The organism is Rudanella lutea DSM 19387 (assembly GCF_000383955.1).
Taxonomy (GTDB): domain Bacteria; phylum Bacteroidota; class Bacteroidia; order Cytophagales; family Spirosomataceae; genus Rudanella; species Rudanella lutea.
Genome location: NZ_KB913013.1, coordinates 1,537,772 through 1,564,586, shown reverse-complemented (window position 1 = coordinate 1,564,586; position 26,815 = coordinate 1,537,772). Strand labels below are relative to the sequence as shown.

General features: G+C 48.1%; 18 protein-coding genes and 1 tRNA gene. 13 read left to right on the top strand and 6 right to left on the bottom strand.

All coding sequences use genetic code 11. The features are described 5' to 3' along the window. Positions 1-16 precede the first annotated feature (16 nt). Both RUDLU_RS0106520 and tgt read right to left on the bottom strand, forming a co-directional pair. Complete coding sequence (locus RUDLU_RS0106520; RefSeq protein ID WP_019987551.1) at positions 17-1,462, bottom strand: OmpA family protein; 1,446 nt, start codon at positions 1,460-1,462, stop codon at positions 17-19. A 78-nt stretch (positions 1,463-1,540) separates the two neighbouring features. Further along, positions 1,541-2,671: a tRNA guanosine(34) transglycosylase Tgt gene (gene tgt, locus RUDLU_RS0106515; RefSeq protein WP_019987550.1), complete on the bottom strand. Its 1,131-nt coding sequence runs from the start codon at positions 2,669-2,671 to the stop codon at positions 1,541-1,543. A 106-nt stretch (positions 2,672-2,777) separates the two neighbouring features. Between tgt and RUDLU_RS0106510 the strand changes: the two genes are divergently transcribed. From RUDLU_RS0106510 to RUDLU_RS0106470, 8 genes are all read left to right on the top strand, one after another. Further along, positions 2,778-3,926 carry a glycosyltransferase gene (locus RUDLU_RS0106510; protein ID WP_019987549.1) on the top strand — a complete coding sequence of 383 codons (1,149 nt, stop codon included), beginning with the start codon at positions 2,778-2,780 and terminating at the stop codon, positions 3,924-3,926. A gap of 101 nt (positions 3,927-4,027) precedes the next feature. Continuing rightward, complete coding sequence (rsmG, locus tag RUDLU_RS0106505; protein ID WP_019987548.1) at positions 4,028-4,657, top strand: 16S rRNA (guanine(527)-N(7))-methyltransferase RsmG; 630 nt, start codon at positions 4,028-4,030, stop codon at positions 4,655-4,657. Positions 4,658-4,754: 97 nt separating this feature from the next. Next, positions 4,755-5,063, top strand: coding sequence for a hypothetical protein (locus RUDLU_RS0106495; protein WP_019987546.1), 309 nt, complete (start codon positions 4,755-4,757; stop codon positions 5,061-5,063). A 184-nt stretch (positions 5,064-5,247) separates the two neighbouring features. Continuing rightward, a tRNA-Asn gene (locus RUDLU_RS0106490) sits at positions 5,248-5,321 on the top strand. Between the two features lie 121 nt (positions 5,322-5,442). After that, positions 5,443-6,504: a hypothetical protein gene (locus tag RUDLU_RS0106485; protein WP_019987545.1), complete on the top strand. Its 1,062-nt coding sequence runs from the start codon at positions 5,443-5,445 to the stop codon at positions 6,502-6,504. A 148-nt stretch (positions 6,505-6,652) separates the two neighbouring features. Next, positions 6,653-6,958 carry a helix-turn-helix domain-containing protein gene (locus RUDLU_RS30580; RefSeq protein WP_019987544.1) on the top strand — a complete coding sequence of 102 codons (306 nt, stop codon included), beginning with the start codon at positions 6,653-6,655 and terminating at the stop codon, positions 6,956-6,958. Positions 6,959-7,023: 65 nt separating this feature from the next. Beyond that, positions 7,024-8,070 carry a hypothetical protein gene (locus RUDLU_RS0106475; RefSeq protein ID WP_157580106.1) on the top strand — a complete coding sequence of 349 codons (1,047 nt, stop codon included), beginning with the start codon at positions 7,024-7,026 and terminating at the stop codon, positions 8,068-8,070. A gap of 567 nt (positions 8,071-8,637) precedes the next feature. Next, positions 8,638-11,301, top strand: a complete 2,664-nt coding sequence (locus RUDLU_RS0106470) for a TrlF family AAA-like ATPase (RefSeq protein WP_019987542.1) — start codon at positions 8,638-8,640, stop codon at positions 11,299-11,301. 304 nt (positions 11,302-11,605) lie between these two features. On the opposite strand, the gene RUDLU_RS0106465 is transcribed toward RUDLU_RS0106470, so the two are convergent. Both RUDLU_RS0106465 and RUDLU_RS0106460 read right to left on the bottom strand, forming a co-directional pair. Beyond that, positions 11,606-12,868 carry a site-specific integrase gene (locus RUDLU_RS0106465; RefSeq protein ID WP_169578028.1) on the bottom strand — a complete coding sequence of 421 codons (1,263 nt, stop codon included), beginning with the start codon at positions 12,866-12,868 and terminating at the stop codon, positions 11,606-11,608. A 257-nt stretch (positions 12,869-13,125) separates the two neighbouring features. Beyond that, complete coding sequence (locus tag RUDLU_RS0106460; protein WP_027302825.1) at positions 13,126-13,557, bottom strand: M15 family metallopeptidase domain-containing protein; 432 nt, start codon at positions 13,555-13,557, stop codon at positions 13,126-13,128. Positions 13,558-13,979: 422 nt separating this feature from the next. On the opposite strand from RUDLU_RS0106460, the gene RUDLU_RS28660 reads away from it, so the two are divergent. After that, a complete protein-coding gene (locus RUDLU_RS28660) occupies positions 13,980-15,431 on the top strand; it encodes an RNA repair transcriptional activator RtcR family protein (RefSeq protein WP_019987539.1) in 1,452 nt (483 codons plus the stop codon). Positions 15,432-15,494: 63 nt separating this feature from the next. On the opposite strand, the gene RUDLU_RS0106450 is transcribed toward RUDLU_RS28660, so the two are convergent. Further along, positions 15,495-18,572 (bottom strand): ATP-dependent helicase, encoded by a 3,078-nt coding sequence (locus tag RUDLU_RS0106450; protein ID WP_211220196.1) that lies wholly within the window; start codon positions 18,570-18,572, stop codon positions 15,495-15,497. A 663-nt stretch (positions 18,573-19,235) separates the two neighbouring features. Then, positions 19,236-19,475: a hypothetical protein gene (locus RUDLU_RS29630; protein WP_157580105.1), complete on the bottom strand. Its 240-nt coding sequence runs from the start codon at positions 19,473-19,475 to the stop codon at positions 19,236-19,238. Between the two features lie 222 nt (positions 19,476-19,697). Between RUDLU_RS29630 and RUDLU_RS0106440 the strand changes: the two genes are divergently transcribed. Genes RUDLU_RS0106440 through RUDLU_RS0106425 form a run of 4 tightly spaced genes read left to right on the top strand, consistent with a single transcriptional unit; the run spans position 19,698 to position 26,721 of the window. Then, entirely contained in the window at positions 19,698-20,363 is a 666-nt protein-coding gene (locus tag RUDLU_RS0106440) for an RNA polymerase sigma-70 factor (RefSeq protein ID WP_019987536.1), read from the top strand. Between the two features lie 34 nt (positions 20,364-20,397). Further along, a complete protein-coding gene (locus RUDLU_RS0106435) occupies positions 20,398-21,396 on the top strand; it encodes a FecR family protein (RefSeq protein WP_019987535.1) in 999 nt (332 codons plus the stop codon). Between the two features lie 19 nt (positions 21,397-21,415). After that, a complete protein-coding gene (locus RUDLU_RS0106430; protein WP_245581632.1) occupies positions 21,416-24,817 on the top strand; it encodes a SusC/RagA family TonB-linked outer membrane protein in 3,402 nt (1,133 codons plus the stop codon). 26 nt (positions 24,818-24,843) lie between these two features. Beyond that, positions 24,844-26,721, top strand: coding sequence for a RagB/SusD family nutrient uptake outer membrane protein (locus RUDLU_RS0106425; protein ID WP_019987533.1), 1,878 nt, complete (start codon positions 24,844-24,846; stop codon positions 26,719-26,721). The last annotated feature ends 94 nt before the right edge of the window (positions 26,722-26,815 follow it).

Genomic DNA, 26,815 nt, shown 5'->3' with positions numbered 1-26,815 from the left:
ATAGCTATTTAATACGCTAAGGTACCAGCTTCAGCTCAACCCGGCGGTTGCGGGCCTGCCCGGCCTTTGAATCGTCGCCGATGGGTTTGAACGCGCCGAAGTAGTCAATCAGAATCCGGCTCGGATCGTCGAGGCCGGCCCGAACAAGGTACTGCCGAACGGCATCGACCCGCCGACGCGAAAGGGCCATATTGTACCGGTCAGAAGCCCGGCGGTCGGCATGACCCGATAGTTGCAACCGGCACTGAGTGCGGTTCATCAGCTCCACCACCCGGTCCAGAATGGTGCGGTACTGCGGCTTGATGGCTGCCTGATCGGTGTCGAACTGGATATTGGCGAAAATTTCCGCGCAAGCCATTTCGGGCAGTGCCGAGGTAATATACTTCTCAAAATCAATGGACTCGCCTGAGCCCGACACCACGCTGCCCGCCGGGGTATTGGGTTGTTTATCGAAGAAATCCGATACGCCGTCGTTATCGGTGTCCATCATCAACCGGGGGTCAATTTCCTTAGGCCGGTTGGCCTTGGCTACCGAATCGATCTGGGCCAGCGACAGCACCGTGGGGGGCTTTACGAGCAGAGCCGGGTCGGTCCAGCGGAGGTGGTAGGTGCCCGCCTTCGTGTCGTAGTTGTATTTGCCGTTATTCTTCCGAACACGGGCGGCACCCGTTCCCAGCTTGTAGGTGAGCATGAGGGCCCCGTACCCGTACTTGTCTTTGGCCGATTGGCCCAGCTTTACGTCGGTTCCGTCGAAACTGCCCCGGCTACCTGTTGGGTCGAAAACGCTCGAATTGCTGCCGCCGATGGTGGCATCGAGCCGCTCAGTGTTGACGTGATTGATGCGAAAATCGAGGCCAATATCAAACCGGGGCGACACCTCGTAGTGAAACGCCACGCCCATCGGAATCGACCAGTCGCGCTCAAACCGGGCCGGGCGCACAATACCATCGCCGGGGTTGTCTTTGGTGTACCGCCGAACCCGGTTGGTACCCAATTCGTAGGCCGTCGACCGGAAAAACGTGACACCGATACCCGTGTACGCGTCAATTTTCCAGTGTTTCATTTTGTTCGGACCAAGCAGCAAGCTTTTCAGGTTGACGGTGCCGGTCAGTTCGGTATTGGCGTAGTCGGCCCGGAAGTACGAAAAGTAGATACGTCGTTTCATGCCGCGCAGCGTGCCGTAGCTACCGCCCAGTTGCAGTCCAAACAGGTGCGACAACTGCTTGTTGACCGTCAGGCCACCAAAAAACGATTCGCGTTCGTTGAAGCTGTCGCGGTTGGTGACGCCCACCGGGTAAAAGTCGTACTCGCGGAGGTCACCAAAAAATTGGGTGGGGCCGCCGTGCACCGAAATCGACCAGGTGTTGAGCCGGGGCGGGGCATCCGTTTGCGTACCCTGACCGAGTAAGCTACCCGAAAGCAGGGTCAGCGAAGCTGTAAGGGAAAGAGAGGAAAAGCGCATAGTTTTGAGGCTTCGTCGTCGGATTTACGCGATCAGGTGCGTTGAGGGTAGGTTGCTCAACAACTACCCGGCACGTTCCTACAATCGCTGCATGAGCCGAACCACCATCTCGTTTTTCCAGGAAACATAGTCTCCTGCCCGAATATGGAGTCTGGCCTGACGGACTAACCACAAATAGAAGGCCAAATTATGCAAACTGGCGATTTGGGCACCTAAAATTTCCTCCGAACGTATCAAATGGCGCAAATACGCCTTTGAATAGAAGTTGCTGGCGTAGTGGTCGAGGCCCGAATCGATGGGGCTGAAGTCGCGGCTCCACTTTTCGTTTTTGATATTGATGACTCCTTCCGTCGTGAACAGAATCCCGTGCCGGGCGTTGCGGGTGGGCATGACGCAGTCGAACATGTCGACCCCAAGAGCAATGCTTTCCAAGATATTGGCGGGTGTGCCAACCCCCATCAGGTAGCGGGGTTTGTGCCGGGGTAAAATCTCGTTTACAATCGCAATGGTCTCGTACATTTCCTCGGCGGGCTCACCCACGGCCAATCCGCCAATGGCGTTGCCGGTACGTTCTTTGCTCGCAATCACCTCGGCCGACTCCCGGCGCAGATCTTTGTAGGTGCTGCCCTGCACAATCGGGAAGAGGTATTGCCGGTAGCCGTACTTGTCGGGCGTGGCATCGAAGCGGGCAATGCACCGGTCGAGCCAACGGTGAGTCATGTGCATCGACCGGCGGGCGTAGTCGTAGTCGCAGGGGTAGGGCGTACACTCGTCGAAGGCCATGATAATGTCGGCCCCGATGGTCCGCTGAATATCCATCACAACCTCGGGCGTAAACTGATGTTTGGAACCGTCGATGTGTGATCGGAACGTGACGCCTTCTTCCTTAATCTTACGGGTGTTGGAGAGCGAATACACCTGATAACCACCCGAATCGGTCAAGATGGGGCGCTTCCAGCCGTTGAAACCGTGTAGCCCTCCGGCCCCTTCGAGCACGTCGAGGCCGGGCCGCAAATAAAGATGGTACGTGTTGCCCAGAATAATTTCGGCGTTAATGTCCGTTTCGAGCTCACGCTGATGAACAGCCTTTACGGTGCCTGCCGTACCGACAGGCATAAAAATGGGCGTTTCAATAGGCCCATGATCCGTGGTCAGCGTACCCGTGCGGGCGGCCGATGCCGGATCGGTACTGGTAATATCAAAGGTCATAACCCGCCTAACGTAGGTAAATGGTTTAGGGTTTCATCTATCTTTGCGCGTTCATCGTACTCATTTCTGGTATTCATCACGTTATACGCTGTTTGTGGTTTCTTTAGTGCTGATCGGCTGGCTGCTCGTTGTAGGGGTTCAGCTCGTGTTTATTTTGTTTGTTTTCGGACGATTAGCTTTCGCCCGACATACCCCACCCGGCGTTTCCGACGCGCAACTCCCTCCCGTAACGCTCGTTGTGTGTGCCCGCAACGAACTCGAAAACCTGCGTGCACTCCTGCCGCTGTTGCTCCAACAAGTTTACCCGCAGTTTGAAATTCTGGTCATGGACGACCGTTCGACCGATGGCTCCGACGGGTTTCTGGAGGAATTGGCCGCCCAACACCCACAGGTGCGCACCATCCGGGTCACGCAGGAATACGACCACGTGACGCCCAAAAAATACGCGCTCACCATTGCCCTCAAAAAGGCGCAACACCCGATTGTGTTGCTCACCGATGCCGACTGCCGACCTGCTTCAGACAACTGGTTGCGGCAGATGGTGGCCGAAGCCGAAGGGGGTCGCCGGGACCTGGTGCTGGGTTTCTCGCCCTATATCCGGTATTCGGGTATACTCAATTTTCTGATCCGGTCCGAAACCCTGTCGACGGCCGTGCAGTACCTGTCGTTGGCGCTCTGGGGGCGCCCGTACATGGGCGTAGGCCGAAATTTGCTGTACCGGCGCAATCTGTTTTTCGCCAATCGCGGCTTTTACTCGCACATGAATGTACTCGGGGGCGACGACGATCTGTTCGTCAACGAAGTGGCTACCGGACAAAATACGGCCGTTTCGCTCGATCCGGATACCTTTGTGTGGTCGGAGCCGAAACAGACCTGGGCCGAATGGCGTCGGCAGAAACGCCGACACCTCAACGTGGGGCGTTATTACAAAATTGGTGATAAAATCCGGTTGGGGCTTATTTCGAGTAGCCACATCTTGTCGTGGTTGCTGGGGTTGGGAGCAGGCTTGTTTGCGCTATGGCTGGTGGTCAGCGAGCAACAGGGCCGACTGATGGACACCTTGCTGCTGGCGGCCACGGGCCTGTTTGCCCTCCGCTTGCTGGCTTACTGGGTAGTGGTGGGCCGGTCGAGCTACCGGCTGGGGCATACCGTGCACTGGTTGCTTATTCCGGTAATGGATTTGTTGCTGGCCATTTACTACGCCCTGATGGGCCTGCGTGTGGTGTTCACCAAGAAGAAAAAGCAAGTGTGGTAGTAGAGTAATGAATAATGTATAATGAATAAGGACTTACCGGACCTGTTGACAGCGTCAGCCCATTATACATTATTCATTACTCATTACTCATTCAAACTAAGATGTCTGTAGACCTGATTTATAAACATTTTCCGAAGCTTACCGAGCAGCAGCGTGAGCAGTTTGCGGCTCTGGATGGGCTGTACAAGCATTGGAACGCGCAGATCAACGTGGTGTCGCGGCAGGACATTGAGGCCCTCTACGAAAAACACGTGCTGCACTCACTCGGTATTGCTAAGGTGATTCAGTTCAAGCCCGGCTCCGAGATTCTGGACGTGGGTACGGGGGGCGGTTTTCCGGGTATTCCGCTGGCCATTCTGTTTCCGCTGGTTGATTTTCACTTAGTCGATAGTATCGGCAAGAAAATCAAGGTGGTGCAGGAGGTTGCTTCGGCCCTGGGCCTTCAGAACGTCAAGGCCGAACAGGCCCGGGTTGAGCACCTGAGCACCACCTACGATTTTGTGGTGAGCCGGGCCGTAACCCGCCTGAAACCCTTTATGGGCTGGGTGCGCTATAAAATTCGGAAGGTGGGTAACAACGACCTGCCCAACGGCGTTCTTTACCTCAAAGGGGGCGATTTGGCCGAAGAACTGGCCGAAATTCCCGATAAGTACCGCATGTTCAACCTCTCTGACTATTTTGAGGGTGAATTTTTCGAGACCAAAAAAGTAATTTACGTACCTAAAAAATGAGTTTACAGTTTAAGGTTTACAGTTTTCAGTGCGCTAACCGGTGTGAATGCGTAAGCCAACTGAAAACTGTAAACCTTAAACTGCAAACCGAAAAAAAATGAGCGAACGTTTCTATTCCAGCAGTTTCAAAGATCCGATCAACCGCGATGTGGTTGAGTTTTCCGACAAGGGCGTCACCTTCCGGGTGAAACGACTCATCGGCGGTACCGACAACTTTGTGTTCTATTCCGATATTTCGGGCGTTGAGATCGACAACGGCCTGTTCTTCTCGACCATCCGGGTTATTCCACGAGCGCGTCCGGAAATCGTTATTCGGAACTTCTCGAAAGGCGATGCCCGCCGGGTGAAAGAGCTTATACTGGCCAATGTACCCAGCCACCGCCCCGATCCGTACGGAAATCGATAATTTTTTTTGCCCGCACCGGCTCATCCATACTCGTTGATTGTCATTTAGTTGTTGCTGACAGGAAGCGGGTAAAAGCAGAAATTAGCCTGTTGCGGGCAATTTTTTTCAGTCGGGCTCTTGCGCAATGTCAATTTTCGCTCTACTTTTGCACCACAATACGACGGAGACGCACCGGTTGTAACAGTCCCGAATAGCTCAGTCGGTTAGAGCATCTGACTGTTAATCAGAGGGTCGCTGGTTCGAGCCCAGCTTCGGGAGCCCTGATAATCAATAAGTTAAGCCATCTGCAGAAACAGGTGGCTTTTCTTTTTGCACATAATTTGCACATATTTGAGCCATCACTCCCTATTTGCACACAAACGGATACGTCTAAACTTACATGTCCCTAATCGATTCTCAGTATGAAGAGCTACGTAGCGACTACAATCAAGCCGGTAGTTATTCTGAGAAAATTAGTGTGTTTATCAAACATGGTGTCGACAATCTTACCATTTATAAAAGTAATCTTACTAATGAACGTGGTAGTTTGATCCAGTCAATAGCCTCATGGCGTCTACAGAGAAGGAGTCTAACCACAGAGCAGATAGAAGAAGCAACTGCTTTAAACAAGACATTACAAGAGTATGTCAAGGACCTGCAAAACGTTCAGTTTACTACAATCGAGCCTAAAAACCCGGACGAGTTAGAAATTTTGGTTTCAATGACGGAACAGTTAATGAATCAAGAGAACCAACCGTTATTGTACGCTCAGTTGATGAACAAATATGATTCAAGCGTTAAAACCTCGCCTATACCGAAACTTGCAATTAACGCTGAGTTGCAGATGGTCAACATTGTAAAGCTTAATTATGAAAATGGAAAGATCGGTAGAAAAGAATTATTGTCTTATGTGCATGAAGTCGATAGTAACGATCAAACACCTGCACCTGATTATGCTTATGAACTGTTTAAAGAGGGGTACGAATCAAAACTGCTGAATAGAAGCCGAGATTATGATAAAATATTTAAGATGTTGTACCGGGGACGATATGGATTTTTAGGAGCATTTAAGTTACCCGTAACAATATTAAGGCATTACTTCATAGGAGAGTCAATTCTACAGTACGAAGCATTTCTAACAGATCAATTAAACGCTACCACTATGCAGAAGGAAAGTCAGAGCAACAAGGCGGGTGATAATAAGGATGAGCAACGAGGTAAGGTGAAATTAAGGTGGACTGGTGGTAATGATGCATTGTATGATTTGTTTGCTCAACTTACGATCATGAACAACCGTGAGGGAACAACCACACTTTTACCAGACACTCTTGATGATATTGCCTATTTTATAAATCAGTCGTTCGAAGGAATGCCATCAACAAACACAATAAAGGCGAGTTTATCAAAATTTAGGGGTAGTAATCGACCAAAACGCTTCAGGCTGGATGTCAGAAAAGGATAATAATCTTATAACAATTTGGGAAAGAAGGTATTGGTTAACATTCTGAATATCAGAAATATAACTCTTTATTTTTTATAATATATTATATATTCTCTTCCTCTGGTTGCTGAAGGTCGATAGGTTTGCACTGTAATTAATCATTAAAGAAATGATACAACAAACCAATTTGATTTCAATATCAACCGACGAACTCATAAGCATAATTAAGGGCGCAATTGAAGCCGCTGTAAAGCAAGCTATATCCAAATCATTGCCGATACCGATAAACAAAACCAACGGGTTCCTTACCCGTGATCAAGCCGCGGAGAAGCTTCATATTACATTACCTACTCTTCATGCTTGGACGAAGAGCGGGCGTTTAGTCGCACATAGAATCGGTAGACGAGTCCTTTATAATGAAGACGAATTAGATCAATCAATCAGAGCATTTAGGAATAATGAATATAATGACTGACATCACTACAAACCATCTACAATTTTATATCAAGGTTAAAAAAACAGTTTTAAAAAGGGTTAATTATGATTAACAATATAAATCAACAGTATCAAACATTTGACGAAATAACTTTCACAATCCCTCTATGCGAATTAGAATCGTACAATAAAGATTGTTTCAGTACGGAAAGTTTACCATCAGGTTTATTAGTAAAACGAAAATATTATTCAAAAGGAGATATGAATAGGCGTTACAAACTGGATGTAATAATTAACTACAACTCCTATATTGTTCGGATCACTGTTTCGGCAAAATGCTTAGGTGATAGATACCCAGAATTGATTTGTTATAAGAATTTCGATCAAGTTATTAGTGCCATCAATAATACGGGTATCGTTAGAATTAGTGAAACTATCGATTATAATGATATTATAGTCGTTACTTGTGATGTGACGAGAGATGTTAATCAACGAATGGATGATTACTTCGGGTTAAAATTGGATGCAGCATTGCGAAAAGCAAATGCAATTATTATTCCTTACGGAAACAATAACTTAACTATTGTAACAATTAGAAAGAATAAAAGTAAGGAAGTACAGCGAGGATTTGCCAACAAATCTTTAACTATATATTGTAAAGAATATGAAATGGTAACTTATCAGAGGAAATTTCTTGAAAGCCTTAGCAATGGGGAAAAGGTTCTTATGGCATTCAAAGGAAAAACCCGTTATGAATTAAAGTTAAAAAATAAAAGCGAGGTGAAGCGAGCTTTTGGAAGCAATTATCTGGTTGACGTACTTTATTCTAACATTAGTCCAATCGATGACTACATGTCTTCAGTGTTGGATATGGATGTGTTTAACAACTACAATATTGTACCAATTTATAATTATAGTTCCGTTGTGGAGACGGGTAGGAACGGATTGAATTTTATGAAGAATCTGTTACTCTGTAGATATTTCAATTATGATCTCAAAGCGATAAAAGTTTTTTTAAAGAACTTTTACTCAAAGAATACTGATTTTCATGTCGCTATGAAGCCCTACAAGATTATTGTAAAGGAAAGAAGTAAGTACGAAGAGATGTTGACCCAGTTGAATCCAGCCAGCTTGTATAATTACAGTAGCTAAGGCAATTGTTAAGGAGAAGGTTTGGTCAGACCTATTTTTTATCACTGGACCGTTTTTTTACCAAACGTCTAAAAAGTGTAACACATACTAAAGCTATGTTTAACCACGAGAATTCGAATGTTATATACAAAATAAATGTATAGTAAAGCGGTTTGCAGCGTAAATGTACCTCTACTTCAGCTTATGGTATGTAAATCTAATCTGAAATTCAGAAAGCTTTGTTTACTTCAAGATCTTAAATTGAGTGATTGTTACAGAACTCTTGCTAATACCTGTAAAGGGTCGTAACAAAGTTCATTTGATAGATGTTTCGATAGTCTATGAAACATGTATATTATATTATTTAAGTATGAAAGCTTGGTATATTAGATTTTAATACATTAATTAGGCGTCTAATTAACATTTGAAGTGTGCATCTATCCTGACTCCAAACCATAATTTAACTGGAGAATATTGGCTACTATTGAGCTGCCGTGAACGAAACAAGCTCCTTAAAGTTAATACCCCCACTTGAATGGTGCGAACAATGTGCAGTAAAACGAAAAAACATTAAAGATCACCAAGAGCATGGCTAATAAATTAAAAATTTTTGAAAACGGTTCTAACTACTTGCGGGCTGACTTTCATCTTCACACAAAAGCAGACGAAGAGTTTAAATATGATGGTGACCCTAATTACTTTGTGAAAAACTATTTAGATAAGTTAGAAGAAGAAGAAATTCGGATTGGAGTAATTACCAATCATAATAAATTTGATGAAATAGAGTTCAGGGAACTCAAAAAGAATGCAATTAAAAAGGAAATATACTTATTGCCGGGAGTTGAGCTTTCAATTAACGATGGCAGAAAAGGGCTTCATGCGTTAATTGTTTTTAAAGAAGAGTGGATTATAAATATGGATAATAACCATAACTATATTCAACAGTTTATCAATGGGGCGTTTTCTGGCGTGGCAAATTTTGACAAACCTCCCTACGATGTAAACTCTATATATAACCTGAAAGAATTATGCCTTGCATTAGACCGATATAAAAAAGACTATTTTATAGTGCTTGCTCATGTTGATGATTCAAGTGGACTGTTTTTAGAATTGGAGGGCAGGGGACTAAGTGAATTTTTAAATTTAGATTCTTTTAAGAAGAATGTTATTGCATTACAAAAAGTTAGAACTCATAGAAACATTGGTAAGTTGAATAGTATTTTAGATAATAACGTTCCTGCGTTTGTAGAAGGAACTGATTGTGCTCATAAAGGAATTGAGGGGATTGGTAAAGGAAATGAAATAGATGGTGTTACTCAAAAAACGTATCTTAAAATTGGTGACTATAATTTTGACGCTGTTAAATATGCTTTAAAAGATTATAAAAATAGACTATTAGCTTACCCAGTTTTACATTCGAGACCTTACATAAAATCAATCACTTATGTAAGTAAAAGATTAGGAGATAAAAGTGTTTACTTGAGTTCTTCTATGAATAATTTAATAGGAATTAGAGGGAGTGGTAAGTCATCAATCCTTGAATCTATAAGGTATTTGTTAGATATTCCCCTCTCTCATAGTACGAAAGACTATGATTATAAAAATAATATTGTTCAAGAACTTTTAGGAAGTGGTGGAAAAATGAGTGCCGATATTATTGATAGTCAAGGTCAAGTATTTACTGTTGAGCGCATTTTTGGGGAATCTGCGAATATATATTTAGATGGAATGCTACAACAAAGTTTGAAGGTTGATTCAATTGTTTCAAATCCTTTATATTTTGGACAAAAGGATCTATCTGAACTTGGAAGTGAGGCCTCAACAGATGATCTTATAAGAAGGCTTATTGGAAACAAAACGATAGATATTAAACAGCAACTTGAAATTAAATGCTTTGAAGTAGAAGATTTGTTAAGAGAAATCAAAAAGGTTGATGCTACAATTAGCAAGGAGCAAGATTTAAAAGCCAAAAAAGCTGAACTCGAGATCAAAGAAAAGGCGTATAAACAACATAGCGTTGACAAAAAACTCAATAGACAGGTAGAGTTTGACAAGGATAAAAGTAAGTTAGCAGCATTGTCAACCTTTGAAGAAATGATTATTAGTAAATTGCGTGAGTTATGGACCGACAATTCATTTAACCTTGATGATTATATTAGTTATAAGTCTAAAGAAAATAATGAAATATTTGATGAAGTGTTTAAGTCATTCGGAAATTTTCATTCAACATTTGAACAAATTGGCGAATTATTAAATAAGCTTGATTCCGAAAGGGAAAAAATTAAACAAATTGAGCTACAATTCATCGCTCATTTTGATAGTTTGAAGCAGGAATTTTCTGAAATAAAGCGAACTATTGATATTCCAACCTTAAATCCTGATACTTATATTACTTTGTCGAATGAATTAAATAAAATTAATATTGATTTAGAGGAAGTTAGTAGGCTTAATACGAAAAAAGTCGAATTAAGGTCGAAACTTAAAGAGGCATTAGCTGATCTGAAAAAGCTTTGGTACAAAGAATATGAGATTGTAAAGAAGGAGATTGATAAAATTAATCTAAGTCAAACTTCTGTACGTCTGGCAGTTGATTTTAAAGGAAACAAAGACCGTTTTAAAGATTATTTAAAAGACGCATTAAGAGGGACAAATATATCAGATAAAAACATAAGTATGATTGTTTCAGAGTACCAAGATCTTGTTGAAGTCTATAACGACTTACGAATTGATAATTCTAAGATTAAATCTATTCTTTCAAATAGCGACTTTTTGCCAAAGTTTATAGGGAAATTTAGAGAGCGTGCAAGCGAATTCCTAACATTTCGAGTAGCTGATAAATATAACATTTATTATAAAGATAGGCCTCTTAAAGATCATTCTCTTGGGCAACGTGCATCCGCTGTTATTTTATTTATTTTGTCGTTGAAGGAGAATGATTTGATTCTTATTGATCAGCCAGAAGATGACTTAGATAACCAAACCATATATGAGGATGTAATAGCCGAGCTAAAAAAGTTAAAAAGTAAAACTCAGTTTATCTTCGCAACACACAACCCAAATATACCTGTATTAGGGGACTGTGAGCAAATTTTTGCTTGTAACTTTCAAGTTGATGAATCTAAGTCAGAAATAAGGCTGAGTTCTGGTAGTATTGACGATTTGTTTATCCAATCTCGAATAGTTAGTATAATGGAAGGCGGGAAAGAGGCCTTCAATCATAGAAAAATGATATATGATAATTGGAAACATTAGTATTGTTACTTTTAACCTTAGATTCTGAGTTAAATAATGAGCAACTAATAGGCTGCTGTCTTAAACATAAATCATTATAATTTAATGTAATTGTAATTACTTTATTGCATTGTTCTTGATTATGTGAGAGAATTAGAGTAAATGGGTCTGACAGTATACCTAACAGGCACGAATCAGGCTAAAATAATGTACTTTCTGAGCTTGAACAGGTATTTCAGAACTAAATCCGTCTAACAAGAGCCTTGTGATGAAGCCTTAGCAAACCTACCAAATTTCGGATATCATTTTATTGTTGAACAACAATTTAAAGGAGATTTTGAACATAAACTCTCTGGTTACTCTCGTCTAACGTTGCTGCATATTGTTCTGTCATTCTTATATCAGAGTGGCCTATCAGGTCTTTAATTTCCGTCAGTCGAACCCCTGTTTGAATTAGTCTCGAAACGAATGAATGTCTTGCATAATAAGTTGTTACATGGTTGGTAATACCGAGGGCCTTAGCAACCTTCTGTATATCCTTATTAATCCTTTTAGTGTAACCACCGATTGCATATCGTATTTGAATAGGTGTCATTTCTGGCTTTAGAAAGTCAAAAACGTAAGCATCCTTTGACTTATCTTGATTGCTCCACCGTTCGATGATTTCTAAGGCTTCAGGGATGAGTATCACCCGAATCGGTTGGGGCTGGTTTTTGGTTCTTGATGTCTTCGCTCTGATGAAGTACATAACGTCATCTTGAATGTTAGTCCATCTTAGTTGGAAAATATCTTTAAGATTCATTCCATTACATAAATAGGAAAAGATAAACAAATCTCTATTCCTTGCCGAAGTGCTGCCTTGCGGTAATTCATAGCTCCAAATAGCTTTAATATTCTCAATAGTTAAAGGTCGTTTGAAGTTCGTACCACCCGGTATTTCATATTTCCCTTTACCAAATGGGTATTCATCTTCTTGTAGGATGCCGACTTTTATTGCCCTTTTCACGATAGCTCGTAGATTCCTCATATAGATACCTATACCACTGGTGTTTTGCCCTCCGCCATCAGAACGACCTTTCGTTTCCATAAATTTCTGATAATCGTTCAGGAAGGGTACTGAGATTTCACCGAATGCAATAGGCTTATTCTTTCTAAATCGCTTTAAGGAAGAAAGTAAACTTTCATAACTAAGTCCAGTAGATGCTTGGCCATTGTTCAACTTTTCATCCGCGTAACTCTTGATTGCTGTGTAAACATCATCTGAAATCACTTGGTTGGTAAAAGTAGATGAATTGTGGCGAACAAATCGGGATTCAAATTCATTGAATGAAAAGTACTTCATGTTGTCAATGATTTCATTGGCATCCGCTTCAATCTTAGACTTAAGATTTCTTATGTCTTGAATCTTTGACCCTCCTCCCTTTGGTTTTAATGCAGCTTCCCAAGACTCTTTGCTATAGTCAGCGTTAAGCGGTATGTACAGGCGTTCGCCCTTATGAGTAACCCGCAATTTTAAGGGATACAGACCATCCTTCTTGCTTCTACGTGTATCAAGAAATGCTGTAACGATTGGCTTGGAAATTTTCATAATATTTGCACATAATTTGCACATGATTTGATGGTAAAGATACATAAAGTCAAAACAAATACAATGTTTCCTTTGATTTAATTATCTAAAAATCAGATACTTATATTAAATAAAGAAAAATCAGATAAAATGAGATAAACTGGAAAGTATGACTGTTAATCAGAGGGTCGCTGGTTCGAGCCCAGCTTCGGGAGCCCAAAACAAAAAGCCGCTTGCAATTTCTTGCAAGCGGCTTTTTGTTTTGAATATTACCCCCTTCAATAATCCCAGTGCCGATGCCGACCCGATACGTCGAAGTGCAACATGCGCGGAAACGATTGACGGTACAAGCCCACACCGCCCCGGTAGCGCGGGTGTTGGCTGTCGAGGTGATCGAGTGCGTCGGAGAGAATCCGCAAGTCGGCCGGGTCGAAGCGGTGGTTACCGTTGATGTCGAACACGAGTAGGTCGATGGCCTGCCCCTGCTGATGCACACTTTTGCGGGCCGACAAGGGCATGAGCCGGTTGAGCCAGGGCGGTCGGTAGCCCGATAGCAGTATGTAGTGGGTTCGATACCCCCGCGCAGTGAGGTAGCGGTCGAGCAGGCGTTTCTTTTGCCAGACCCGCGGACTCAGCCCGCTGTAGCTGATGGCAGCATAGACACCCACCAGAAAAAGCACAAGGCCCAAAACACTAGCGACGATTCGCATGGAGAACAAAGGGTTGGGTGGTCGAACATAGGCATTCGGGGTGGATTCTGGAACATGACCTACAATAAACCAGAACCCCAAATTAATAAACGATTTCAAACACGGCCCCGGTAGGCCGGTCGTTCCGCGCACCCACCAACAGTCAGGTATTGGTGTGGATATAGCGGGCCGCAAAGCAGGCGCAGCGGATGATGACCGACCCACGGGGGCCGTGTATATGGGTTATGTAACTCGGTGTGGTATAGCCAGAAAGCCTGAGGCATCTTCTGAACGTACACGATTGAATAGGCCATATTCGTGCCAACCGGAAAAAGGTCGTTTTTTAAGTGATTTATTCGTCTATATTTGTCGATACTTGAAAAGTACTGTCAATAATTGATAAAAATGGGGCACTCTATATGAGGCTCAAAAACAGCTAGATTATGAAGGCCCTGGTGTCGTGGTACGCATTTAGCAATGACTTTGCCGGCAACGAGATCCGCACGGATGGGCCAACCTATCAGTTTCATCAGTACTTTTTTGAGCACGACCGGCACCTGATCCTGTCGTCGGCGGCTCCGGACGAAGACCCCCGGCTCGACCGGCTCATTAACAGGTTGTTGCTCGATTTTCCGGGCCGTCAGATCGAGGGTAGGGGCATGCGCGTTGCCGATCCGATTGATATGCCCGACATCAAGACGAAGGTCGAAGCGCTGTTGCTGAGTTTATCGGAGGCCGATCAGATCGATCTGTTTATTTCGCCCGGTACGCCGGCTATGCAGGTGGCCTGGTATCTGTGCCACACAAGTCTGTCGCTCCCGACGCGCCTGCTGCAAACCCGCGCTCCGCAGTTCACGAAAACCAAACGGCCCGAGCTGATGGTGGTTGATACGGAACGGTCGGCGGTGCCGGTATCGATTGTGATTCGGGAGGGTCTGCAAACAAAAGAAGCCAAAGCGGGCACCGACGAATACCTCATTACATCGGCTCTTCAGCCTGTGTACGACCGGGCGGCCAAACTGGCCCAAACCGACCGGGTCACGGGGCTAATTCACGGCGCGAGTGGGAGTGGTAAAGAGCATTTGGCCCGGTACATCCACCGGCAGTCGCACCGATCGGCGGGGCCTTTTGTAGCGGTCAACTGCTCGGCCTTGGGCGACACCCTGCTCGAATCGCGTCTGTTTGGGTACGAAAAAGGGGCTTTTACGGGGGCCGAAAAGAAAACGGAGGGGTTTTTCGATGCCGCCCGCGAAGGCACCCTGTTTCTGGACGAGATCGGCGACATTTCGCCCTACATGCAGCAAACGCTTCTGCGCGTGTTGCAGGAGGGGGAGTTTACGCCCGTAGGAGCCACCAAGTCCCGAAAAACGAACGTTCGAATCATAGCGGCTACGCACCGGAACCTGCGCGATGCCTGCGAAGCGGGGCAGTTTCGGTGGGATTTGCTTTACCGGCTCTCGGTGGCTGAGCTACACCTGCCTACCCTGGCCGAGCGGGGTGTGGCCGACAAGCGGGCGTTGATCGAGCATTTTCTGAAAACGAAAGGGAAAGTATTTAAGCGACCCAAGCCCCTCAAATTGGCGCCCGCTGTCTGGAAACACCTGGACGGCTATCTGTTTCCGGGCAATGTGCGCGAACTCGAAAACCTGATCGAGTCGCTGTATGTCTTTGCCGGAGACGTTGCCGAGGAGGCCGACCTGCCCGGTTGGCTCCTGACACCATCCACTCAGGGGAGTACGTTCGATTGGCAGGCCCACGAAAAACAGCTCATCCAACGGGCATTGGCTTACTTCGGGGGCAACAAATCGCAGGCCTGCAAGGCGTTGGGCTACGGGTCTATCAATACCCTGACGGCCAAGATTGCGGGCTATGGAATTGAAACTGGAAATAATTAGTGGGGATGGACAGTTTTGCCAACTCCTACTAATTATTGCCAGTAGTTTGGGTTATACTTTGGATCAGAAGGGTAAGGGAGTTTCAGAAACAGGTGGAATATCTGTCACAGATACCTTGTCTGGTATCGACACGCTGTTGTCAAGTACCATTTGAATTGATTCCTGTATATATCCTCCTTCCTGTCGGGCCCAGCTGATGACTTGACTAAACAAGGAGTTGGCCGATAATAAATCCGGGTTGCCAATACCAATAAACTGCTCGCGGGCGCGTGTCAGGGCTACGTTTAGTTTACGGTCAACACGCCCGTCGCTGGTCAGATTCGGGAGCTGTAGCACCTGCCGCGGGGTGTTCACACTGAATGAGTAGATAATCACATCACGCTCTGACCCCTGAAATCTCTCTACGGTGTCGATCATAATCTTGTCGTGATCAGATATCTGAGCCTGATCCAATAAATGGCGGATTAAGGCGATCTGGTTGCGATAGGGGGTAATTACACCCAGCGAAAGGGCAGGATCGAACGGTTGTTTGTTGGCTTGGTATAGCCTCTGGACAGTCCTTATCAGCTGTACAACCAATTTGGCTTCATAGAGATGGCTTTTAGGACCGGTATGCGACCTTGCACGGGTTGGCTTATCGGTATGATCAGGCATTGACGGGAAAAAGATTACCCGCCGGGAGGCCAGCAACCGTTCGAGTGGCTGGGTTTGGTCGAACCGAAGGTACCGGCTTACTAGTGGTGCTTGTTGCTCGGGTCGGATTGTATTAAGTTGATTGTCGTAAAAATAGGTATTGGCAAATGATGCTATTTGCTCGTGCATACGCCCCTGGAAGGTAAGCGTACCGCGGGCCCAGGTCCATCCCTGGGCATCGGTTCGGGCCAGCAACCGTTCAAAAAGGGAGTTTTTTAGGGTATGAAGGCCAATAGCATTAAGTTCGGCTATGTCGGTTTCGGCTCGTTTATCAGACTGTTGTACAATGGCGGGCAACTGTTTGTCATCGCCAATGAGGATAAACTTTTTCACTTCTGGCCGGGCGAGTAATCCGATCAACTGCGGTTCCAGAATTTGAGATGCCTCGTCGACAATGGCTACATCGAACTGTTTTAATTTGAATAGTTCCGGCCTACTCGCCAGCGACGCCATGGTCGATACGAAAATGCGGTGGCCTTCCAGTATATTCAGTACCTGTTGGCGGGTAGTAGCTTGTGCAATCTGATTTTCGAGCAAATTCCCTCTGAAGTCGGGGTGGGCTGTAGTGCCGATCCGGGTAAAGGGAAGTTCACGAATGGCCATGCATATTTCGTCTACAGCCCGGTTTGTGTATGCAAGCAAAAGCACGTTTGCTGAGGGGTTTTCGTAGAGTTTTTGCACCATAGCCCTTAGCACCCGCGATGTTTTGCCGGTTCCGGGAGGGCCCACCAGCAGATAATAATCGTTGGCGGCCAGGGCGTCGCGCACAAGTTGTACCTGCTCAGGACGCAGATCGGGATTTTGGTAGGTGAAAGCCGTCCTTGTTTCGGGTGGGCGTAAGCCAAGTAGCAGGCTACGCCGGTCGGGCTGGGCTTTTAAAAAGGCGAATAAACTCTGATACTGGGTGGCAAAGTTGCTGTCGAGCGTATCATGTTCGAGGGCCCAGTGTGTGTGCTGAGTAAGAAAATGGGGGTTTCGTTGCTGATACCGAAACTTCACGGTAACCTCCTCTTTAGTCAGTTTGAGTATGGTACCCTTTAAGGTTTGATTGTTGCAGATAGTGGCTTGGCTATCATTGGGTTTACGCGGATAAAGAACACACAGGTCTCCCGTCCGGAAATTGACGAAACCTCCGATTTGAGGATCACGCTGGAAAACGATAGTTCGTTCGGGCGTATGAATCTGATTGTTGAGGATGGTCAGATTATACAAAATTTCGTAGGCCTCCTGCTTTACCTCAAACTCATTGGCCCATAGGGCTGCCTGCCCACTACTGACCTCATGCCCAGCATTGCCAATTTTGGTAATCAGATGTTCCTCGGCAATAAATCGGACAAACGCGTTGAAATAGCATCGCTCGGTTGGGGTTGCTTTTCGGATAGGCTCGTGCAGGTTGCGCAGCTTGTTCGTAAAAAAAGGGGGCGCTGCGGGGTGACGTTCAGGAAGGAGTGTCTCGAGGTATGTATTGAGGTATTTGCCCGATTTGTCGCGGGCGAGCTCGTACTCGACGGCCACAATCTGGTTTCGCATATCCAGCACCTTTTTCTCCCAAGTTTGTAGATATGGAGCATATTTTAAACTTTCTAACGCCAGTTTAGAATATAGGATGGAAGGTTGTACCTGCTCTGGCTGAAGCGCAAACGCACTCTGAATCATGAGTCGGTATAGCGTAGCTTGCGCGAAGTTGTTCTGGGGTAATGGTAGGCTGTCCGACGGGAAAAAGCTGCCCGATTTCAATTCGACAATACGGGCGGGGTTCGCTACGTCGTGGGGTTGAAAAAGGTCGAGCCGCCCTTGCAGACCGTAAGTCTCGCACAGGAAGGCTGGTTCCAGAATTACTGTGCCCGCGTAGATACCCTGTCCAGGAAACTGTTGCTGTATGGTTTGCTCAATGTTCTGGAAATGCTGTTGAGCTTCTTTAACAAATTCCTGCATTTTGGTTTGTTCCGCAATATCTTCACAGGTCGCATAAGCGAGCGGGGTTTCCCGGAACGATTGCTTCAACATATCCATAAAACTCTGTGGGACCTCCGTCCGGTGCATCATCCGGTCGATCATGAGGTTGGCCAGATTTCCGAGTAGGATAGGTTTTGACTGCGTTTTTGGGAAAAATCGGTTGAGCAGGTAGAGCAGGGGAGTAGTAGCATAATTGGTGAAACACTCTGCCACCGAGGTAACGTCGACCAGGTAATCGGGTTCGAGAATAATATACTGCGGGGTATAATAGCCTTCGCTGTTGAGGTTCACCTGCAGTAGGTTGAGTTGGGCCCCTACCCAAAAATGGCTTACTGACTGGCGGAAAAGATCATTGGTCTGGGCAACATTGACCCGCACTTTGAGTAATTCAGCATCCGAATTTACGTCATCTTCCTGGCTACACAGTAGAAGGTTATCCTGAATTTGGCTAATCTCGACCCGCATTTTCGGGATTGTTCGACTCTTGTGCACTGGCCGGATTGATACCCGTCGACTGCCGGATGTTGCAGTTGGTAGAAGAACTGCGAGGTGAGCTGGAATATGCGTTCGATACAGCCGGGCAATAGTTTGGCACAAGGCCCTTAGATCCTGCTGGTACTCTGTCTCGGAGGGATTAAGATTCTGGTGAAGCACTTTATTAGCCTGCATTCGGATTCGGTGGGCCATGGTGTTGGCTTCCCGATCGAAGTTTTCGCGCTGGCACAAATACGATAATCGACCGAAGAGATTAGCAAAATGTAGTCCGTCGTCGCGGGTAAGATCTTTACAAACGCCCTCTAAAATGGTGCGAAAGCGAGGATATCGGTCTTTTAATAGTGGGATTTGCTGGTGGGCCTGTTTTATTTCATCAAAGTATAGGGCCGCTGACGAATAGGTTTCGGTCATAAGGTATCGAACGGGTGAGGTTATGAATAAATGACCACGATAATAACTAATTGCCGCAAACTATTTTACAGCATTTGGAAAATAGTTACTGACTCTTTACAAAACGGTAGTCAATTCGTTCTCATAGAAATCTCACCCGCCCTCCGTAAGCCCTGCGTTAGACGTAGAAGGTCGCCAAAATAGCCTGTTTGTTCATAGTGAAGGTAGGGAGAGCGTGACTTCAGCAAGCAGCCAAACCCTACCCTCCCATTACCCCTGCCGCACGGTGATGCTGTCAAACAGGTCGCGGCCGGTCATGCTCAAAATCTCCTTGCCGTTGAAGTAGGCAGTCACCAGCCGTTTCCGGTAGAACCAGTTGTACGTAAACCGGAATTGCAGCCACACGAAAAGCAGCATGATGTAGTAGGCTGGACTTTTACGGACAGTAAACCGTGATTCGAGCCCGCTGATGATTCGAGAGAGGTGTACAGTAAAGATATAGCTATGCATTGTGTAAGTGTATTTCTAACCTGATGCATACCTACGTCGTATACGCCACCACAGATTGCTATATCTATATAGATTAACCCTATTTTAAGAATTCTGGTATTTATGCCAGTAATGTGATTGATAGGGCTATACGCGTTGATCCGTAAAAAATCTTTGGTAGCTATGTGAGGTATCTTACTTAGAAATTGTCTTTGTATTATACAAGATTTCCCGGCAATTTTTATGCAGAGAGTGTACCCTTCCGATTCCGATCCGTCGGCAGATAAATTCCCCTTCTCGGTTGGTGGGCCGGTAGGTGAGGGTAAGCTTACCGACGACGAATTACTTCTGCGACAGCATTTCGAGAAAGATGCGGCCGGGGCCTTTGCGCTGCTTTTTCGGCGGTACTACAAAAACCTGGTCAACCATGCACTTCGGTTCGTATATGGGCGTGAGGTAGCCGAAGATCTGGTGGCCGACGTGTTTACCCATTTCTGGCAGGAAGAGCTCTACAAAACGGTGCATACCTCGTACCGGGCGTATCTGTACCAGACGGTGCGGTACCGCGCTTACAACTATATCCGGTGCGAGCTGCACCCCGCAAATTCGCTCGACGCAGCTGATGACCAACCGACGCTCGCGTACCTGCAACCCGATCAGATTATTCAGTATAGCGAACTGCAACACAAAATTGAAGTCGTGGTGCAGCAACTGCCTCCTCAATGCCAGCGGGCCTTTTTGCTGAGCCGAATCGAGGGGAAAAAGTATGCAGAGATAGCGCAGGTGCTGCACATCAGCAGCAGTGCCGTCGAGAAACTCCTGATCCGGGCCCTCCAGAAACTGCGGCAGGAATTACAGGCCGGCCGGTTTCTTAGCGTCATGTTTATTTTTTGTCATTCAGCCATTTAAAAATAGGCCTACCCGCAGTGTTGGTCAACAACCCATGAATCAGGAGCAGATCAAAAAAATGGTGTTCGATCATTTCGACGGAAACGCAACGCTCATTCAGCGTAATTTCCTCGAAACCTGGCTGAACGACCATAGCCATCAGGAGCTTTACTACCGGTATCTGGACGAATGGGAAAGCGAACGCCCTCAACTCGCCCTCGATACCGACGATGCCTTCGGGAAGCTACAGCACCGGGTTCAGGTGGCCCCTGTGCCCGTTGGCGAAAAAGCCAAACCGCTATCGGTACGGCCCTGGTCGATTCGGTATGGTTGGGCTGCTGCAGCCGCCGTGCTGATTGTGACAGTGCTGGGGGGCTATCTGCTCCGGGATCAGATTCGTTACCAGACGTACCAGACAGCCTACGGCGAAACCGGTTCGTACGAACTACCCGATGGTACGCGCGTAACCCTCAACGCCAACTCGACCTTGCGGGTGCCCCGTTTTGGGTTTGGGGCCGAAACCCGCGACGTATTTTTAAAGGGCGAGGGCGAATTTAATGTGAAGCACCTGCCTACTCATCAGCGATTTGTGGTGCGGGCTGCCGACAATTTTCAGGTCGAGGTGCTGGGCACCGAGTTCGTTGTGTATGCCCGTGAGCGGGGCAAGCGCGTGTATCTGCGGCACGGAAAAGTGAAGCTCGGGTTGCCGCAGGGGAAACAGCTAACCATGAAGCCCGGCAACGTTGTGACCGTGTCAAACTCAGGGCAGTATCGGCTTCAGCAAACGGCCCCTGCCCAGCCTTACGTGGCCTGGAAAGACCACTGGTTTTATTTCGATGATACCTCACTGCTTGAAATTACGGCTCAGATTCGGGAGCGGTTTGGCGTGAAAGTCGTGGTGGCCGATACGGCCCTGGCTCACCGTCGGATTGCCGGGAATTTCAAGGCCGAAAGCGCCGACGATCTGCTGCAAACGCTGGCCGGTTTGCTAAATCTGAGCATTGTAAAAGGCCCAAAACACATTCAGTTAGAACATCCCAAAGAGGTCAATTAATCTAAATCCGTTAACTCATATGACTCGTATCTTTACCCTTATGGTGCTCTGGGTGGGCTTCGGGAACGTAGCTTCCGTAGCGGGGCAGTCGGTACTGCTTGCCCGGGCGAGCGTTCAGCCCGACCTGGCATTGCAGGCCACCCGAAACCAACCCCTCAAACTAAAAGACGCGCTCAAAAACCTGAGCCAGCAGTTTGGGGTGAGTATTTTGTTTGAAGAAACCACCGTGCGCGACCTGTCGGTTTCGGCCGAAGTCCGGCGTGGGTCGGGTGGGGTGGAGCGGCAACTGATGCAGCTCATCAAACCGTTCGATCTGGTGATCAAAAAAGTAAACGATCAGGTTTACTACATTCTGCCGCAAACGCCCAGCGCCACCTCGCGCCGGTTGGGTGGGTTGCTGGCACCCCGGAAAGGCGAGCCCATCATGGCCAGTCAGACCCAGACTCTGACGATGATGCCGACGCTCACATTCTCGACGGAAAGCGCAGCGGCACCCGCCGATATCACCGTGACCGGAACTGTATCGAGCGAGTCGGGGGAGCGGCTGCCGGGTGTCAACGTACTCATTAAAGGCACGCAGCGTGGCACCACAACCGACCAGAACGGCGGTTTCAAAATCGATGTACAAAACGCCAGCAGTACGCTTATTTTCAGTTTTATCGGCTACGTGAAGCAGGAGGTTGTGGTAGGCAACCAAACGGTGCTGAACATCGCGCTCAAACCCGACGACATGTCGCTCAATGAGGTGGTGGTAGTGGGGTACGGCGAAATCAAGAAAGCCGACCTCACCGGGGCCGTGGTGTCGATGCAACCCAAAGATATTGTGCGCGGCAACCCCGTTATGGCGGCCAAAGCCATTCAGGGGCAGGTGGCCGGGGCAACCGTCACCAAGTCGAGCAACAAGCCGGGAGCTGGGTACAACATCACGATTCGGGGCGAAAATACAATCAACAACTCGACCGAGCCGCTCGTGGTGATCGACGGGCTCATGGGCGGTAACCTCAACAACCTCAACCCCAACGATATTCAGTCGATGGATATTCTGAAAGATGCGTCGTCGACGGCCATCTACGGAGCCCGTGGGGCCAACGGGGTTATTATCGTGACTACCAAAAAAGGCCTTTCGGGCAAGCCGCGCATCAGCTACGACAGCTACGTGGGCCTGAAAGTACCCGCACACCTGCCCAAGCTCATGACGAGCGAGCAGTTTTACAAAGCCGTGTACACCGACCGGGTGCTCGAAGGCTCGACCGGGGCTACGTTTACGGCCGCCGAAAAAGCGAATATCGACGCAGGTAAAACCGCCGACTGGGTCGACCTGATTACCGATCCCGGCCTGCAAATGAGCCAAAACCTGAGCGTATCGGGCGGTACCGACAAAACAACCTACCGGTTTTCGGGTGGCTACCTCAACGAAAACGGCAATGTGTTGTACACCGGTTTTAAACGTTACAATCTCAACGCCGGCCTCGACAGCAAAATTGGGCGGTTGTTTAAGCTGGGTTTCACCTCGTACGCCAGCTACAGCGATCAGAACGTAGGTTCGGGTGAGTCGTTGCGGAATGCGTATCGCGCCCGCCCAACCGGCACGGTGTATTTCAAAGACCTGGCTAACCCGTCGGAAAACAGCGATTTCGACATCGACGGCTACGCGTACTGGATGGGTATCAACGACAAGCAGGTACCTAATCCACTCGCCGATATTGACCCCAAAACCTCGAAGCTGCAAACCACCAACCTCACCATTATGACCAATGGCTACGTGGAGTTTACGCCCGTAAAAGGCCTGAGCATCCGGTCGTCGCTGTCGGGTTCGTACACGGCTGAGCGGTTTGGTGATTTCCGGGGACAGTGGTCTAAATCGCAGATTGGGGCTAAACCTCGGGCGCAGTACGACAACCGGATCATGGGCAACTACACGCTCGACAACATCATTTCCTACAACCTGGACCTGGGTAAGCATCGCCTGGGCGTAACGGCCCTGCAAAGTGCCTTTTACCAGCGCAATGAGGCTTACCAGATTGCCGTACGCGACCTGCCGTACAACTCCGACTGGTACGCCCTGAACACCGGCACCCTGACGGGCATGAACAGCTCATTGGTCGAGCGTTCGCTGCTGTCGTTTATGGGGCGACTCAACTACTCGTACAACGACCGGTACCTGCTGACCCTGACGGGCCGCTCCGACGGGGCGTCGCAACTGGCCGAGGGTAACAAATGGGCGTTTTTCCCCTCGGTGGCACTGGCCTGGCGTTTGGGCGATGAGCCGTTTATCAGCAATCTGAATGTGTTTTCGAACCTGAAACTGCGGGTGAGCTACGGCGAAGTGGGTAACTCAACCGTGAACCCCTACAGCACGCAGGCGGGTCTGATTAATACAGGCTACGATTTCGACGGGACGCCCGCCTTTGGGTTTGCCCCCGCCAACCTCGCTAACAAAGACCTGCGGTGGGAGCGGAGCAGCGAGCGTAACCTCGGTATCGACTTTGGCTTTTTCAAAAACCGGATTGCGGCCTCGCTCGAACTCTACAACCGCAAAACCGTTGATCTGATCCTGAACCAGAAAATTCCGACCGTTACGGGCTTCTCGCAGGTGATTGCCAATGTGGGTCAGATCGAAAACAAGGGCATTGAGCTGACCCTCAACACCGTGAATATTGCGGCCCGGAATTTTGGCTGGAACAGCACCTTCGCCTTCACCCGCAACCGCAACAAACTGCTCGAACTGTACGGTAACGGGCAATTGGCCGACAAAGGCAACCGTTTGTTTGTGGGCTATCCGATCCGGGCCAACTTCGACTATAAGTTCGATGGAATCTGGCAAACGGCCGACAAAGACCTGGCCGCCAAGTACAAGCAGGTACCCGGCTCAGTGCGCGTAGTGGATCAGAACAACGACGGCATTATCTCTTCAACCGAAGGTATCGACGACCGGGTGGTACTGGGTACGCAGTTGCCCAACTGGATTCTGGGTATCACCAACCGGTTTACGTACAAGCAGTTCGACTTCTCGTTTTTTACGTACTACCGCAACGGGGTGCAGTACAACAACAGCACCTTGTCGGGTACGTTCGGCGAAATTTCGGGAACCCGGTACAACAAGCTGGCGTCGCTCGATTACTGGCGGAGCGACAACCCCTCCAACTCATACTTTGGGGTCGTAGCGGCCAACCCGTACCGGAGTGCCATCAACTATCAGGATGCCAGCTTCCTCCGTATTTCGGACATCACGCTCGGCTATGCCCTGCCCAAGTCGCTCATGGAGAAGTGGAAACTATCGAACGCTCGGGTGTACACGCAGGTGATGAACCCCTTCGTGTTTACCAAATTTGTTGGCTTCGATCCAGAGTTTAACTCGGCTATTTTCCAGGACGATGTGCCCTCGGCCATCTACAACCTCGGTGTAAATATCAGTTTCTAACCCACCTTTTTTAAACAGAAACGCGAATGAAATCTTTCGTTCCTACCCGAATTGCGTCGGTTGCGCTGGTGCTGTCGTGCCTGACGATACCGGCTTGTAAAGATGATTTTTTGGTTGAAAAGCCCGTTACGACACTCACTACCGATGTGTACTACAAAACCGAAGCGGGCTTTGAAGATCTGGTACGGGCGTGTTACCCGTTGCTGCGGAACATTCACCAGAACCGGGCGCTCGTGCTGAACGGTACCGATATTTTTTCGCAGACCGGTTTCAGTGATCCCAAGTTCAACACGCCGGGCATCAACACCAGCCCATTGGAGCAGTACGATGTGCGCCTGAACGCGACCATTCCGGAAGTACAAAGCCTCTGGACGTTGCTCTACGCCGAAGTAGCCCGGACCAACACGGCTATTGGCCGAGCGGCCGAGGTGACCACCATGGCTACGGCCCTGAAAGAGACGAGGGTGGCCGAGGCTAAGTTCCTGCGAGCCTTGTCGTACTTTTACCTGGTGCAGCAGTGGGGCGACATCCCGATGCCACTCACCGAAACCACCAGCCCCAGCAAAGAAGCCAACCGGGTGGCATCGGCCGAGGTGTACAAACAGATTATTGCTGATCTGCTCGAAGCGGAGGCCAAACTGCCCGTAACGGCCTCCAACATCGGTCGGGCTACCAAAGGAGCCGCTCAGTTTCTGCTGGCGCGGGTATACCTCACGCGGGGCTGGAACTTCAAAAACTCGCTCGGTGGATCGCAGGGAGATTTTGATTTGGCGCTGCAATATGCCGACAAGATCATCGACGCGTTCCCGCTCGCAACGGCGTACAACCAATTGTTCCCGATCCGGTCGGAGAACCCGCTGAAGCAGTACACCGGTGCCCAGAATGATAAAAATGCCGAAATCGTGTTTGCTGTGCAGTACAACGCCGATGTGCTGACCAACAAAACCGACCCTGCCTTTGCACAGGATGCGGCCGGGGGGAACAACCTGCACTCGGTGTTTGGCGGCAGTGGCGAGGGCTATCCCGGCACCAAAGGCCGTACATCGGACTACAACCGGCATCAGCCCTTCCACGTGACTACCCCGGCTATGTACCGGCTCTTTGACCCTGAAAATGACTCGCGCTACGATCACAACTTTGTGGAGGTTGGCTATGCCCTGCAAAACGTAGCCGGTTTCCGGCCTTTGCCCACCGTAAACCCCAACCTCCGCATCGACATCAAAGCGGGGGATACGGTGGTGTATTTCCGGCCCTGGAACAAACCCGCCCTTACCCTCGCCGAACGGGGTGTTGATTACGGTGGCCGCAAAAATTATTCAGTTGTAAACCTCGACGAGTATGGGGGTGGCTATGGCTTCATCAACGGGAGTGCGGTGAACGTGAGCGGTTTCCCCGGCGATTTTCCGATGATGTGGAAGTTCTGGCAGCCCGGTATTCCGTATGGCGACGCATTTGGGACGTTCAACGAAGCCGTGTTCCGCTCGGCAGAAGCCTACCTGATTGCGGCTGAGGCCATTGTAAAAGGGGCTAAAGGCGGTAAGCTGGGCGGTGCCGAGGTGTACTATAACCGCGTACTCGACCGGGCGCTGGTGAAAAAAGGAGCAGACCCCCGGTGTGCCAAAGACCCCGAAAACCTGAAGTCGCTCGAAGCAGTGTCGTACCGGGCTACAGCCGCCAACATCAGCATCGACATGATTCTGGACGAGCGCGCCCGCGAGCTCATGGGCGAGTACAACCGCTGGTTCGACCTGAAGCGGACGGGGAAGCTGGTTGAGCGGGTGAAGAAATATAACCCTTGGGCAGCCAAGAGCGCCAGCATTAAAGACATGCACTATCTGCGGCCCATTCCGCAAGCGGAAATCGACCTGTCGTTCCCGACGATGAAGCAAAACGAGGGCTATTGATCGACCGGTTAACTCATTCCTGAAAATCTTACGGTAAAAAGGGGGAGGACTTAGCAGCTTCCCCCTTTTTTTACCAGACTATTCGGTCACGTAC

What these genes read in the sequence shown, in the direction of transcription:
- RUDLU_RS0106520 (WP_019987551.1), bottom strand. Translation starts at nt 1,462, where the DNA reads ATGCGCTTTTCCTCTCTTTCCCTTACAGCTTCGCTGACCCTGCTTTCG.
- tgt (WP_019987550.1), bottom strand. Translation starts at nt 2,671, where the DNA reads ATGACCTTTGATATTACCAGTACCGATCCGGCATCGGCCGCCCGCACG.
- rsmG (WP_019987548.1), top strand. Translation starts at nt 4,028, where the DNA reads ATGTCTGTAGACCTGATTTATAAACATTTTCCGAAGCTTACCGAGCAG.
- RUDLU_RS0106495 (WP_019987546.1), top strand. Translation starts at nt 4,755, where the DNA reads ATGAGCGAACGTTTCTATTCCAGCAGTTTCAAAGATCCGATCAACCGC.
- RUDLU_RS0106485 (WP_019987545.1), top strand. Translation starts at nt 5,443, where the DNA reads ATGTCCCTAATCGATTCTCAGTATGAAGAGCTACGTAGCGACTACAAT.
- RUDLU_RS30580 (WP_019987544.1), top strand. Translation starts at nt 6,653, where the DNA reads ATGATACAACAAACCAATTTGATTTCAATATCAACCGACGAACTCATA.
- RUDLU_RS0106475 (WP_157580106.1), top strand. Translation starts at nt 7,024, where the DNA reads ATGATTAACAATATAAATCAACAGTATCAAACATTTGACGAAATAACT.
- RUDLU_RS0106470 (WP_019987542.1), top strand. Translation starts at nt 8,638, where the DNA reads ATGGCTAATAAATTAAAAATTTTTGAAAACGGTTCTAACTACTTGCGG.
- RUDLU_RS0106465 (WP_169578028.1), bottom strand. Translation starts at nt 12,868, where the DNA reads ATGAAAATTTCCAAGCCAATCGTTACAGCATTTCTTGATACACGTAGA.
- RUDLU_RS0106460 (WP_027302825.1), bottom strand. Translation starts at nt 13,557, where the DNA reads ATGCGAATCGTCGCTAGTGTTTTGGGCCTTGTGCTTTTTCTGGTGGGT.
- RUDLU_RS28660 (WP_019987539.1), top strand. Translation starts at nt 13,980, where the DNA reads ATGAAGGCCCTGGTGTCGTGGTACGCATTTAGCAATGACTTTGCCGGC.
- RUDLU_RS29630 (WP_157580105.1), bottom strand. Translation starts at nt 19,475, where the DNA reads ATGCATAGCTATATCTTTACTGTACACCTCTCTCGAATCATCAGCGGG.
- RUDLU_RS0106440 (WP_019987536.1), top strand. Translation starts at nt 19,698, where the DNA reads ATGCAGAGAGTGTACCCTTCCGATTCCGATCCGTCGGCAGATAAATTC.
- RUDLU_RS0106435 (WP_019987535.1), top strand. Translation starts at nt 20,398, where the DNA reads ATGAATCAGGAGCAGATCAAAAAAATGGTGTTCGATCATTTCGACGGA.
- RUDLU_RS0106430 (WP_245581632.1), top strand. Translation starts at nt 21,416, where the DNA reads ATGACTCGTATCTTTACCCTTATGGTGCTCTGGGTGGGCTTCGGGAAC.
- RUDLU_RS0106425 (WP_019987533.1), top strand. Translation starts at nt 24,844, where the DNA reads ATGAAATCTTTCGTTCCTACCCGAATTGCGTCGGTTGCGCTGGTGCTG.